This window comes from Nonomuraea sp. NPDC049378, assembly GCF_055586745.1.
Map to the genome: position 1 here is coordinate 272,799 of NZ_JBVJHP010000006.1, position 12,602 is coordinate 285,400.

General features: G+C 71.0%; 13 protein-coding genes. 8 read left to right on the forward strand and 5 right to left on the reverse strand.

Going from position 1 to position 12,602, the window contains the following annotated elements; genetic code table 11:
* Positions 1-16 precede the first annotated feature (16 nt).
* From ACZ6SA_RS15595 to ACZ6SA_RS15610, 4 genes are all read left to right on the forward strand, one after another.
* Positions 17-1,354 carry an ABC transporter substrate-binding protein gene (locus tag ACZ6SA_RS15595; RefSeq protein WP_465828455.1) on the forward strand — a complete coding sequence of 446 codons (1,338 nt, stop codon included), beginning with the start codon at positions 17-19 and terminating at the stop codon, positions 1,352-1,354.
* An 86-nt stretch (positions 1,355-1,440) separates the two neighbouring features.
* The gene (locus ACZ6SA_RS15600) at positions 1,441-2,166 is read left to right on the forward strand and encodes a glycerophosphodiester phosphodiesterase (RefSeq protein WP_465828457.1); all 726 of its coding nucleotides are present in this window, start codon (positions 1,441-1,443) and stop codon (positions 2,164-2,166) included.
* Entirely contained in the window at positions 2,163-2,306 is a 144-nt protein-coding gene (locus ACZ6SA_RS15605; protein ID WP_347642407.1) for a hypothetical protein, read from the forward strand. The genes ACZ6SA_RS15600 and ACZ6SA_RS15605 overlap by 4 nt, the downstream gene beginning before the upstream one ends.
* Entirely contained in the window at positions 2,303-2,521 is a 219-nt protein-coding gene (locus ACZ6SA_RS15610) for a hypothetical protein (RefSeq protein WP_465828459.1), read from the forward strand. Before ACZ6SA_RS15605 ends, ACZ6SA_RS15610 begins: the two co-directional genes overlap by 4 nt.
* Before the next feature lie 122 nt (positions 2,522-2,643).
* Here the strand turns inward: ACZ6SA_RS15610 and ACZ6SA_RS15615 are convergent, their stop codons facing one another.
* Positions 2,644-3,078 carry a nuclear transport factor 2 family protein gene (locus ACZ6SA_RS15615; RefSeq protein ID WP_347642405.1) on the reverse strand — a complete coding sequence of 145 codons (435 nt, stop codon included), beginning with the start codon at positions 3,076-3,078 and terminating at the stop codon, positions 2,644-2,646.
* Positions 3,079-3,117: 39 nt separating this feature from the next.
* Positions 3,118-4,200, reverse strand: coding sequence for an epoxide hydrolase family protein (locus tag ACZ6SA_RS15620; protein ID WP_347642404.1), 1,083 nt, complete (start codon positions 4,198-4,200; stop codon positions 3,118-3,120).
* A gap of 111 nt (positions 4,201-4,311) precedes the next feature.
* Here ACZ6SA_RS15620 and ACZ6SA_RS15625 point away from each other — a divergent pair, with 111 nt between their 5' ends.
* Complete coding sequence (locus ACZ6SA_RS15625; protein ID WP_347642403.1) at positions 4,312-4,785, forward strand: MarR family winged helix-turn-helix transcriptional regulator; 474 nt, start codon at positions 4,312-4,314, stop codon at positions 4,783-4,785.
* Between the two features lie 141 nt (positions 4,786-4,926).
* Here the strand turns inward: ACZ6SA_RS15625 and ACZ6SA_RS15630 are convergent, their stop codons facing one another.
* Positions 4,927-5,658, reverse strand: a complete 732-nt coding sequence (locus tag ACZ6SA_RS15630; RefSeq protein ID WP_347642402.1) for an alpha/beta fold hydrolase — start codon at positions 5,656-5,658, stop codon at positions 4,927-4,929.
* A gap of 206 nt (positions 5,659-5,864) precedes the next feature.
* Between ACZ6SA_RS15630 and ACZ6SA_RS15635 the strand changes: the two genes are divergently transcribed.
* The 3 genes from ACZ6SA_RS15635 to ACZ6SA_RS15645 all read left to right on the forward strand — a co-directional run bounded on the left by ACZ6SA_RS15635 (position 5,865) and on the right by ACZ6SA_RS15645 (position 10,180).
* Positions 5,865-6,917, forward strand: a complete 1,053-nt coding sequence (locus tag ACZ6SA_RS15635) for a protein kinase family protein (RefSeq protein ID WP_465828462.1) — start codon at positions 5,865-5,867, stop codon at positions 6,915-6,917.
* Between the two features lie 141 nt (positions 6,918-7,058).
* A complete protein-coding gene (locus tag ACZ6SA_RS15640; protein WP_347642400.1) occupies positions 7,059-7,808 on the forward strand; it encodes a beta-phosphoglucomutase family hydrolase in 750 nt (249 codons plus the stop codon).
* Positions 7,805-10,180, forward strand: coding sequence for a glycoside hydrolase family 65 protein (locus ACZ6SA_RS15645; RefSeq protein WP_465828464.1), 2,376 nt, complete (start codon positions 7,805-7,807; stop codon positions 10,178-10,180). Before ACZ6SA_RS15640 ends, ACZ6SA_RS15645 begins: the two co-directional genes overlap by 4 nt.
* Before the next feature lie 3 nt (positions 10,181-10,183).
* Here ACZ6SA_RS15645 and ACZ6SA_RS15650 read toward each other — a convergent pair whose 3' ends face one another.
* Together ACZ6SA_RS15650 and ACZ6SA_RS15655 are read right to left on the reverse strand one after the other, a co-directional pair.
* Complete coding sequence (locus ACZ6SA_RS15650; protein ID WP_347642398.1) at positions 10,184-12,103, reverse strand: APC family permease; 1,920 nt, start codon at positions 12,101-12,103, stop codon at positions 10,184-10,186.
* A gap of 87 nt (positions 12,104-12,190) precedes the next feature.
* The gene (locus ACZ6SA_RS15655) at positions 12,191-12,451 is read right to left on the reverse strand and encodes a hypothetical protein (RefSeq protein WP_465828467.1); all 261 of its coding nucleotides are present in this window, start codon (positions 12,449-12,451) and stop codon (positions 12,191-12,193) included.
* Between the last annotated feature and the right edge of the window lie 151 nt (positions 12,452-12,602).

The following is a 12,602-nucleotide window of genomic DNA, read 5'->3' on the forward strand; positions in this document are numbered from 1 at the left end:
TCAGAGAGGACCCAGCGTGACCGGGACGAGTTTCAGCCGGCGCCGGCTCCTGACCGGTGCCACCGCGGCCGTGGCCAGTCTGGCGCTGACCGGCTGCGTCGGCCGCATGGAAGGCGATTACGCCCAGGTGAGCGGGCAGGTGCCGGAACGGTTCGCCCGCCGCCGGCGGGTCGTGCTGTGGAGTGCGTTCACCTCGCACAACGCCGCGGTCCTGCAGTCGATCATCGACGGGTTCAACGCCTCACAGCAGGACATCTTCTGCGAGATCCAGCTGTTTCCCGGATACCCCGCGCTCGACTCGAAGCTGGCCGCCAGCTTCGCCGTCGGGCAGGTTCCCGACATCGTCACGCTCAGCGACGTGAACTGGAACCGCTACTTCCTCGCCGAGACGCTGGAACCGCTGAGCGGCTACTTCGACGCCGGCTTCGGCGCGGACGCGTTCCATCCGAGGTTCCTGGCCGAGGGCACCGTCCGGGACCAGGTCTACTGGCTGCCCTGGGCTCGCTCGACGCCCCTCTTCTACTACAACAAGGAGATCTTCGCCGGCGCCGGGCTGCCCGACCGCGGGCCGAGGACGTTCACCGAGCTGCGGGAGTGGGGACGCGAGCTCAAAGGCTTCAAGTACCACGGTTCCCCGATCAAGATGCGCGGCTACACCGGCAAGGACGACTGGTACTTCCAGGGGTCGAGCTGGGCCTTCGACGGCAGCTACTCCGAGGGCATGGCGTCGAGGCTGGACTCCGAGCAGACCGTCGCCGCCCTGGAGTTCGACCGGGCGTTCATCCACGACGACCAGATGGCCTACCTGGCCGACGACATCAACGGCGACTTCGCGGCCGGCGTGACGGCGACCATCTGCAACTCCACCGGCGCGCTGACCTCGCTGCTCAAAGCGGCCACGTTCGAGTTCGGCGCGGCCTTCCTGCCCGAGCAGGACGCGCCCGGCGTGCCGACCGGAGGCAGCGGGCTGGCGATCATGCGCAACGCGACCAAGGCGCGCAAGCAGGCGACCTGGGAGCTGGTCAAGTACCTGGCCGAGAAGGGCGCGCCCGAGTGGAGTCTCAACACCGGCTATCTCCCGGTGACCACCAGCTCGCTCAACTCACCGGAGATCAAGGAGCGCAACGCCGCGACGCCCGCGTACCAGGTCGCCCAGGATCAGCTGAGCCGCGCCCGCCAGGCGGACGTGATGCGCCGGTACGTGAACGAGACGATCTCCGACATGCTGATCGTGCTGCAGAAGGTGTACGCCTCCAACGCCGACCCGGGCGAGGCGCTGCGCGAGGCGAACCGGAACCTCGCCCCGGCCGTCCAGCGGGTGCTGCCGAAGTATCGGCGGCTGGTGGCGTCCTGACCCCCTGAACCTTTCGTGCCGCCGCTCCGCCGGCCGCCGGCACGAGATCCCACTGGCAAGACAGATCACAGCGAGAAAGGAAGATCGTGGCATTTGCCATCGTCGGACACCGCGGCGCCATGGCCGAAGCACCCGAGAACACCATCGCGTCCTACCGCGTGGCGGAAGAGGTCGGCGTCGACGAGCTGGAGACCGACGTACGGATCAGTTCGGACGGGCAGCTCTTCATGCTGCACGACGCCACCCTGGACCGGGTCGCGGCCGATCCGGCCGGCCGGGATCTGGGCCCCGTCGCGGAGCTGACCTGGTCGGAGATCAGCTCGGTCGACGTGGGCGGGGGTGAGCGGGTGCCCACGCTGGAGCAGATGTACCAGGCGACGACGCGGTTCGTCCAGCTGGAGATCAAGGATCTGGCCGCCATCGACGGTCTGGCCGACTTCCTCCCCCGCCATCCCGGCTACGCCGAACGCACGATCCTGACCGGCTTCTCGGTCGAGGCGATGGCCACCGTGGCCGAGAAGCTGCCGGAGATCCCGCGGGGCATCATCGTGTCCAAGTGGACCACCGCCGAGGCCCACCCGGGCGGTTACCGCAAGCTGATGGAGGACACCGGGTCCTGCCGGATCCACAGCGGCGCGGAAGGGCTGACCGCCGTCGTCGTCCGGCAGCTGCACGACGACGGCTTCCCGGTGCACGGCTGGCCCACCCGCGACGAGGACGATCTGCGGCACTGGCTCGAGCTCGGCGTGGACGGGACGACGAGCGACGATCCCCGTACGGCGCAGCGCTGGCTCGCCGAGGCCCTCCGGTGACGACGGACACGGCCGCACGGGGCGCGGGCCCGCCGGCGGCGGCGCTGTTCGACATGGACGGCACGCTGTTCGACAGTGAACCCCTCTGGGACGTCAGTCTCGCCGATCTCGCCGAGAAGCTCGGCGGCACGCTCCCTTGACGGCGGCCGGACGGCTGGGCGTCGATCCGCGCGAGTGTGTGGCGCTGGAGGATTCCCGGCCGGGCATCGCTTCGGCGCTCGCCGCGGGCTGCCTGGTCGTGGCCGTGCCCGAGAATGGCGAAGCGCTGGGCGACGGTCACGGTGCCGTGGTGGTTCCGCTGGAAACCGTCACCGTCGATCGGCTGGTCTCGCTGCTGGCTGCCCGGATCGGCTGAACGGACGCAACACGGACGGAACACGGACGGAACACGGACGGAACGCTGCGCGGCGCCGGCGCGGACGTCGCGATGGCCGCGGAACTCCTGGGTGTCCGGGAGCCCGCGGCCTGCGGTGTCTTCTAGAGGGCCCGGTCGAGGGCTTCGGTCAGTGCGACGGGGGTGACCACGAGGCGGTCGAAGCGCCAGCCGTCCTCGGTGCGGCGCGCCCGGTAGCGGTGGAACCCGGCCGCCAGGGCCTCGGTCTTGTCGTCGATGACGAACACGGCGATGTCGTGGGCCCGCACCGTGGCGGTCTCGCCGTCGACCTCGATCACGAGGTTGGACTTGCTGTGCAGAGTGCGGACGTACGTGTCGTGGCCCCTGCGCACGAGTTCGACGAGCTCCTCGATGCCGCGGGCCTTCCCGCGCGGGGACTCGACGACGACATCCCCGGTGAAGAGCCGGTCGGTCTCGCCGTAGCGGCGCTCGTCGATCCACAAGCTGTGACGGGCGACCAGGTCGGTGAGTTCGGCGCGGTCGGCGAGTGCGCGGATCAGGGTTTCGGTGCTGGTCATGATGGCCTCCTTGAGTGGTTGGACCGGCTGGCGTCCGGGTCACCTGACGTGGTCGAGGAAGAAGTCGCGGATGTCCTCGGCGAGCAGGTCCGGTACCTCCATCGCGGCGAAGTGGCCGCCGCGCTCGAACTCCGACCAGTGCCTGATGTCGTACAGCCGCTCGGCCAGCGGTCGTACGGACTGGGTGATGTCGTGCGGGAACACCGCCACGCCGACCGGCACCGGGCACGGCTCGATCCGCCGCGGGGTCTCGCGCGACAGTCGCGCCGACGAGGCCGCGGTGGCGGTCAGCCAGTACAGCGAGATGTCGGTGAGCATCCGCTCGTCACTGATCGGCGAGCGAGGATCCGTCCACTGTGCGAAGCGCTCGGCGATCCAGACCAGCTGGCCGACCGGCGAGTCGGTCAGCGCATAGCCGATGGTCTGCGGGGTGAGGGCCTGCAGGGCCTGGTACGGCGGACGGTTCGCCATCAGCTGCCTGACCTTGTCCAGCCGGGCCTCATCAGTTTCGGACAGCTCGAGATCGGCGTCCGGGACCGGCCGGGTCGGCAGGTAGTTGACGTGTACCCCGGCCACCTGCTCGGGAGCCTCCGCGCCGAGCGCCAACGAGATGCCAGCACCGAAGTCGCCGCCCTGCGCGCCGTAGCGCTCGTACCCGAGACGGCGCATCAGCTCGGCCCAGGCCCGCGCGACCCGGACGATGTCCCAGCCGCGCTCATGGGTCGGCCCGGAGAAGCCGAAACCCGGGATGGACGGAATCACCAGGTGGAAGTCGCGCGACAGCGGCTCGATCACGTCGAGGAACTCCAGGAAGGAACCGGGCCAGCCGTGGGTGAGGATCAGCGCGAGCGCGTCCGGTTTCGACGACCGGACGTGGACGAAGTGGATGTTCTGGCCCTCGATCTCGGTGGTGAAATGCGGAAGCTCGTTGAGCTCGGCCTCGTGCTCGCGCCAGTCGTAGCCGGCCCTCCAGTATTCGGCCAGTTCCTTGAGCCGCGCCAGCGGGAAGCCGTAGTCCGACCCGGCGTCGGCGACCTCGTTGGGCCAGCGGGTGCGGGAGAGCCGGTCGGTCAGGTCGTCGAGGTCGGCCTGGGGGATGTCGATGCGGAACGGCTTGATCATGCTCTCAACTCCAGAGAATCATTCGTTGGATAAACGTTCATGATACAAACGTTTACTACCCGAACGATACCACGATCGTTCGGGACTCTAACGATTCGCTAGACTTGCCACGTGGAGAACCCGTCCGAGAAGACGCCTGGCAGGTGGGAGAGCCTGCCCAGCTGGCTGCTCACACAGACCGCCGGCCACGCTCAGCGCCTGGTGGGCGACGGATTCTCGGCGGTGCAGGCGCGCGGCTACCACTACCGCCTGCTGGCGACGCTGGAGGAGTTCGGCCCGGCCAGCCAGGCCGCGCTCGGCCGCCGTAGCGGCATCCACCTCAGCGACATGGTCGCGGCGATCAACGAACTCGCCGAGCGCGAGCTGGTCGAGCGCGCTCCGGACCCCTCCGACCGGCGGCGCAACATCATCTCGCTGACCACCGGGGGCAGGCGGCAGCTGCGGCGGCTGGAGAAGCAACTGGCCGAAACCCAGGACGAGCTGCTGGCTCCGCTGTCGCTCGAGGAGCGGCAGCGGTTGACCCGGCTGCTGTCCAGGCTGCTGGACTACCACGACCGGCGCACCGGCACCCCCGATGAGCTGTGACGCTGACGGGGGAAGCGCACCCGGAAATTCCCTCGAAGGCCCGCCGCCGGTCCACCACGACCCCGTCACACGCTCTCGGCTACCGGGGTGACCTGCGCGCCGCCGCCGAACTCCTCGCTCCACCCATGCCGGGCAGGACCTTCACCTTCTGTCGGCCAGGATCCGGGCGAACAGGTCGGGGCGCTGCAGGGGTATGCCATGGCCGCATCCCGGCACGGAGGTCATCTCGCTGCCCGGGAGGGAATCGTGGATGTCGCGTGCGGAGGCGTGCATCAGCTTCCGCTCGTGCTCGCCCACCATCACCAGCGCCGGGTTCGTGAAGCCGGCCCAGCCGGCGGGGAGGGTGAAGCGGATGTTCTCGCCGACGCCGGCGAGCAGAGTCTCACGGCTTGTGCGAGCGCTGTCGCGAAGGTAGTCGGTCAGGAGCTCGTCCGGGATGAACAGGTGCTTCGCCTGGAGCTTCGCGAACCACCGTCGTCGTGCGAGCGGTGCGGTCGCGGCGAGGAGCCCGAGAGTCGCCTGGGGGAAGCGAAGAGGCTTCGCCTGCGCGCTCACGACGACGGCACTCGTCACGAGATCGGGCCGGGTCGCGGCGAGCAGGATCGTGAGCTGCGCACCCAACGAGAACCCCGCGACCATCGCGCCGTGCGGCGCGCGTTCCTCCAGGACGACCGCCAGGGCCTGGGCGGTCATCTCGTGCGATCGATACGCTTCGGCCGCGCTGCGGCCGTGGCCGGGAAGATCGGGAATGATCACTCGGGCGTTCGTTCCGAGCCGCTCCAGCGTCGGGCGCCACATCCATCCCGCGACGCCGCCGCCGTGCAGTAACAGGATGGGAGAAGCGTGCGCGTCACCGGCCTCATGGACATACATGCCCCGCATCCTCCCGCACTGCCGCGGGGCTCGCCGAGGCGGCGGCACAAGTATCGCTGGAAGGGCCGCCGGGTGCGCGACCTGCCGGCACCGGTCGCCGGGACGGCGCGGCTCGGGACCGCCGAGAGGTCAGCCAGCTCGCCGAGCGGTGCGGCGGGGCGGCCGCCAGGCGAGGGCGGCCGTCATCGGCCAGTAGAGTGATCACGGTGACGGAGACGCGAGTGACCACGCACCGCGCCGTTTCCGCGGCCCTGGCCCGCTACGACGACCGGGAGCTGGCCGAGCTGCTGGAGCGCGAGGCCGTGCCCCTCGGCACCGGCATCGGCGGGGCGTCCGCGCGGCTCGAGGTCGGCGGCGCCCCGGTCTTCGTCAAGCGTGTGCCCGTCACCGAGCCCGAGCTGCGCCACCCGCACTCGACGGCCGACCTGTTCGGGCTGCCGCCCTTCTGCCAGTACGGCATCGGCTCGCCCGGATTCGGCGCCTGGCGCGAGCTGGCCGCGCACTCGATGACCACCGGGTGGGTGCTGACCGGCCGGTTCCCCGGCTTCCCGCTGCTGTACCACTGGCGGGTGCTGCCCGACGCCGAGCCCGCCCCGCTGTACGCGGAGCTGGCCGACATCGATCGGGCGGTCACCTTCTGGGAGGGCGCGCCCGGCGTGCGCCGCCGCCTGGAGGCGCTGGCAGGGGCTCCGGCGAGCCTGACGCTCTTCCTGCAGTACTTTCCCCACAACCTGCACCAGTGGCTGGACGAGCAGGTGCGCGCGGGCGACGCCGACCGGGCCTGCGCCCTGGCGGACCAGGGGCTGCGTGAAGCAGTGACCTTCATGAACGCGGGCGGGCTCCTGCACTTCGACGCGCACTTCGGGAACATCCTCACCGACGGGCGCCGCTTCTACCTGACCGACTTCGGGCTGGCCACCTCCACCCGGTTCGACCTGTCAGAGGAGGAACGGGCCTTCTGTCGCCGGCGCCTCACCTTCGACCGCACCTACACGCTGACGTACTTGGTGAACTGGCTGGCCGGCGCCTTCCACGGCGCCGACTGGCCGCGGCGTCGCGAGCTGGTGCGGGAATGGGCGGCGGGAGAGCGGCCCGCCGGCGTGCCCGGCGGGGTCGCGGCCCTGCTGTCGCGGCACAGCCCGCTGGCCACCGTGCTGAACGACTTCTACCACGCCCTGCAGAGCGAGAGCAGGAAGACGCCGTACCCGCTGGAGGAGATCCGCCAGGTTGCCGGACGGCACGCCCTGCCGCTCGAGTAAAGGGTCACCACCGCTCGAGGGACGCGCACGCCGCTCGGGTGCGGCTCACTCGCCGCGGGGGCGGTGTCCTTCCCGCCGCCCGGTCCGACGCCCGACGGGTATTCGCAGGTCATGCGGGTAGTGCCTCCCGCAGGGGGACGAATGCTGGGGTTGCCTGAGGGGATTCGCGGGTGCCTGTTCGACATGGACGGCGTGCTGACGCGCACCGCCACCGTGCACGCCGCGGCGTGGAAGACGATGTTCGACGAGTTCCTGCGGGAATGGGCCCGCATCTCGGGGACCGCCTTCGTGCCCTTCGACGCGACCGCCGACTATGACCGCTACGTCGACGGCAAGAAGCGCGTGGACGGGGCGCGGAGTTTCCTGCGGGCGCGCGGCATCAGCCTGCCGGAGGGGACGCCGGACGACCCGCCCGACGCGATGACCGTGAACGGGCTGAGCAACCGGAAGAACCGGCTCGTCCAGGCGATCATCGACCGGGACGGCGTGCATGTCTTCCCCGGCTCCTCCCGCTACCTCGCCGCGGTCCGGGACGGGGGACTGCGCAGGGCCGTGGTGTCGTCGAGCGCCAACGCCGTTCACGTCCTGACCGCCGCGGGGCTCGTCTCGCAGTTCGACGCCCGGATAGACGGCGTCGTGGCCCGGGAGCGGCGGCTGGCGGGAAAGCCGGCCCCGGACATGTATCTCGCGGCTGCCGAGGCTCTGGCGCTGAAGCCGGCGGAGGCGGCGGTGTTCGAGGACGCACTGGCGGGAGTGGCGGCCGGCCGCGCGGGAGGGTTCGGCTTCGTCGTCGGCGTCGACCGGGTGGGGCAGGCCGAGGCGCTGCGTCAGCACGGCGCGGACGTCGTGGTCACCGACCTGGCCGAGCTGCTGGGGCAGGGCGCCAGATGATCCGGCACCCCGCGTTCGAGGTCGGGCCATGGACGCTCCGGGAGCGCCGGCTGGACCTGGACGTGCTGGCGCAGAGCGAGTCGGTGTTCGCGCTGTCCAACGGGCACATCGGTTTGCGCGGCAACCTGGACGAGGGCGAGCCGCACGGGGAGCCGGGCACCTACCTCAACGGGTTCTACGAGCTGAGGCCGCTGCCGTACGCGGAGGCGGGCTACGGTTACCCGGAGTCGGGGCAGACAGTGGTGAACGTCACCAACGGCAAGCTGATCCGGCTGCTGGTCGGCGACGAGCCCTTCGATCTGCGGTACGGGACGTTGCACCAGCACGAGCGGGTGCTGGACCTGCGCGCCGGCACCCTCACGCGCACGGCGCACTGGAGCTCGCCGACCGGGACCTCGGTGCGGATCAGGTCCACGCGGCTGGTGTCGTTCACCCATCGCGCGATCGCCGCGATCCGCTACGAGGTCGAGGCCGTGGACCAGCCGACCCACCTCGTCGTCCAGTCGGAGCTGGTCGCCAACGAGACCCAGACGTCCGCGGGCGGTGACCCGCGGGCCGCCGCGCCGCTGCGGTCCCCCTTGGTCCCGGAGGAGAGCGTCGTCGACAGGGACGGCCTGGCGATCATGGTGCACCGCGCCCGGGTCAGCGGGCTGCGGGTCGCCGCGGGCATGTGGCACGAGATCGACGGGCCGGACGGCACGCTGACCGAGGCGCAGGGCAGCGACGACGTCAGCAGGGTGACCGTGGCCACGCGCCTGTCACCTGGCCGGACGCTGCGGCTGGTCAAGTTCTTCTCCTACGGGTGGTCGGCCAGGCGGTCACGGCCCGCCCTGCACGATCAGGTGGCCGCGGCGCTGGCGGCCACCCGCCTGGTCGGCTGGGACGGCCTGTGCGCGGGCCAGCGGCGCTTCCTGGAGGGGTTCTGGGCCGGTGCGGACGTGGAGGTGGAGGGCGACGCCGAGGTGCAGCAGGCCGTGCGTTTCGGGCTGTTCCACCTGCTGCAGTCCGCCGCGCGTCTGGAGGAGCGCGCCATACCGGCCAAGGGCCTGACCGGGTCCGGCTACGACGGGCACGCCTTCTGGGACACCGAGATCTTCGTGCTACCCGTGCTCACCTACACCTATCCGAGAGCCGTCGCCGACGCGCTGTCGTGGCGGCGGTCCACCATTCCCCTGGCGCGGGCGCGCGCCAAGCAACTGGGGCTGCGCGGCGCCACCTTCCCCTGGCGGACCATCCACGGCGAGGAATGCTCCGGCTACTGGCCCGCGGGAACCGCGGCCTTCCACGTCAACGCCGACATCGCGCACGCGGTCGCCCAGTACGTCGACGCCTGCCAGGACGTCACGTTCGACGGCGACGCCGGCCTGCACGTGCTCGTCGAGACGGCCCGGCTGTGGTGCTCCCTGGGCCACCATGACGTCTCCGGGCGGTTTCGCATCGACGGCGTGACCGGACCGGACGAGTACACCGCCGTCGTCGACAACAACGTCTACACGAACCTGCTGGCCCAGCGGAACCTGCGCGAGGCCGCCGAGGCGGCGGACCGCCATCCGGCCCGTGCGGAGCGGCTCGAGGTCACGGCGGAGGAGATCCGCCGCTGGCGCGAGGCGGCGGAGGCGATGACCGTCCCCTGGCACGAGCAGTTGGGGGTGCATCCGCAGAGCGAGGACTTCACGCAGCACGCGCTCTGGGACTTCGCCGCCACCGGTCCCGATCGTTATCCGCTGCTGCTGCACTTCCCCTACTTCGATCTCTACCGGCGGCAGGTGGTCAAGCAGGCGGACGTGGTGCTCGCGATGCATCTGCGCGGAGATGCCTTCACGCCTGACCAGAAGGTCGCGAACTTCGCCTATTACGAGGCTTTGACGGTGCGCGACTCGTCCCTGTCCGCCTGCACCCAGGCGGTTATCGCCGCCGAGGTGGGACATCTCGAGCTCGCCTATCGCTACCTCGGCGAGGCGGCGCTGATGGACCTCGCTGACCTGGAGAAGAACACCGTGGACGGTGTGCACATGGCGTCGCTGGCCGGCGCGTGGATCGCCCTGGTGGCGGGATTCGGCGGGATGCGCGCGGGCGGGGGACGGATGTGCTTCGCGCCCTCTCTGCCCTCCGGCATCACCCGGCTCGCCTTCCGGCTGCGTTACCGCGGCAGCCTGGTGAGCGTCAGCTCCACGAAGGAGGCGACGGCCTACCGGCTCCTGGAAGGGCCGCCGATCGCGCTGAGCCACCACGGGGAGCAGTTCGACCTGGGCCAGGAGGAGGTCACCCGGCCCAATCCGCCGCGGCCGGCGCCGGAGCGGGAGGTGCGCCAGCCACCCGGCCGCGAGCCCCTCCCGCGCCGTCCCCACGCCGGCGGCCGTTTCGGCGGGTGACGCTCAGCTCCGGACGCGGAACGGCACGAAGCACACCATCGCGCTCGTGTGGTCGCGCAGGGACGCCGCCAGGAGCAGATCACGCTGCGTGTGCAGGAGCCGGTAGCGGGGATGGGGCGGCTCGATGCGCGGGATCACCACCGCGATCCACCGGCCGCTCGCCTCCTGGCGGCGCACGTACTCGACGACGGGGCGGACCACCGCGTGACGGGGACTGTCCAGGATCTTCAGCCGGGCCTGCGGGTTCCATCGCTCCCACTTCGCGCGCAGGTCGCCGAGCTCGTCGGGGGTGTCGGAGACGACGACGGCGACGATCTCCCCGCCGAGGGCCAGTGCCGCGCTGAGCGTCCGTCCGGACAGGGCGCTGATCGCCGACGCCGGGCTGAGCGGGACGATCACCAGCCGCTTGCCCGGCTCGGGGCGGTGCGGCGCCGCCGGCGGCCGGCCGAGCCCGAGCGCGGCCGTGATCCGGCCGTAGTAGCGCTCGACGCTCCTGAAGAGCAGGATCAGCAGCGGGACGGCCACGAGCACCGCCCAGGCGCCTTCAGTGAACTTCGTGACGAGCAGCACCAGCGTGGCCACCGTCGTCGCGACAGCGCCGGCGCCGTTCAGCAGCGCCTTGCGCGCCCACCCTGGCGGGCGTTCCCGCGTCCAGTAGCGGACGAGCCCCGTCTGGCTGATGGTGAACCCGGTGAACACTCCGATCGCGAACAGCGGGATCAGCCGGTGGGTCTGTGCGTCCAGCGTGATCAGGAGCAGCGCGGCGAGGACGGCCACCGCGACGACGCCGTAGCGGTGGACAGGCCGCTCGGAGCGCAGAGTGAACAGGTGCGGGAGCCGGTGGTCCTTGGCCAGCAGAGCCATCAGCACCGGCAGGCCGCCGAAGCTGGTGTTGGCGGCCAGCCCGAGCGCGAGGGTGACGATGATGTTGACCGCGAGGTAGAGCCAGCCCGTGCCGTAGGCGCCCGCGGTGAGCTGGGCCAGGATGGTGACGCCCGAACGCGGCACGACGTCGTCGCGCCGGATGAGCAGCGCCGTCCCGATCAGCATCGTCCCGAGCAGCAGGCCGAGCATCAGCTCCGTCCGCTGGGCCCGGCGCACCCGCGGCCGGCGGAACATCGGCACCCCGTTGGCGATGGCCTCCACGCCGGTCAGCGCCGAGCAGCCCGAGGAGAACGCCTTCAGGATCAGCAGCACGCTGAGCGCCTCGTGCGCGGGCAGGGGCTCGGGGGTGCCGACGATCGCCGCCGGGTGGGAGCGCGCCAGTCCTATGACGACCATGCCGAAGATGCTCGCGATGAACAGCAGGGTCGGCGCCATGAGCCAGCGGGCGCTGTCGGCTATGCCGTACAGGTTCAGCGCGGTGAGCACGGCCAGCCCCACCAGGCAGGTCCCCAGGAGATGCGGACGGAGGACGGGGAAGGCGGAGGCGAGGCTCGCGGCGCCGGCCGCCAGGCTCACCGCGACGGTGAGCACGTAGTCCACGACCAGCGCGGCGGCGGCCAGCAGGCTCACCATCGGGCCGAAACTACGCTTGGCCACCGCGTAGGAGCCGCCGCCGTCGGGGAAGGCGGCGATCACCTGGCAGTAGGAGGTCACCAGCAGGACGAGCAGCGCGGCGATGGCCAGCGTGATCGGCAGCGTGTGGCCGACCGCGGCGCTTCCCGCGGCGACGAGGACGAGGGCGATCGCCTCCGGACCGTAGGCGACGGAACTCAGAGCGTCGAGGGAGAGCGCCACCAGCCCTTGGAGGCTGGTCAGGTGGCTCTTGGCGCCCTCACCGTGCCGGAGCTGGACCTTGGGCGCCCGCTTCGTTGACAGGAGCGCGCCCGTGGTGGCGACGGCGCGGTCCGCCGACAGGCTCGCCTGCCGCCGGGGGCGGGCTGCCGGGGCGTCGTCGGCATCCGGTTCGCGATTGGTCACCGAGCGTCCCTTCGTCAGCCCTATCGGCTGTCCGGCGGCCCACCCGCGCGGAGATCTCGCTGTGTCCGGCCCCGGGAACCGTCCTGCTCAGGGTTTGCGCCGGCCGGGCGCGGGATGTCCCACGATCAGCCGCCGGGCGAGATCCCACAGCTGCCTCGACGGGCTGACCTTGCGGCCGATGTTCAGCGGGCCGGGTGCGCAGGTGGTGCCGCGGGTGCCGTCAGCAGCGGGTCCAGCGCCGACGTAAGCACCCTGGTCGTGATCGTCCGTCCGGTAGCCGGACCGGGGGTCGACCTGGCTGACACCTCCGAGGGTGCCGAGAGGCATGCCCGAGACCTTTTCGCGCATGCCCGTCCACTCCTTCTGTCCTTCGCGGCTTGAACCATCGACGTCGTTCCCGCAGTTCTGTCCGGAGAAAGTCGTATGACGGTCGAGAGATTCTCTGATCGCGGCATTCTTCAGATCGACCGGCCCAGCAGACAGCACGGGGTCACGGCGG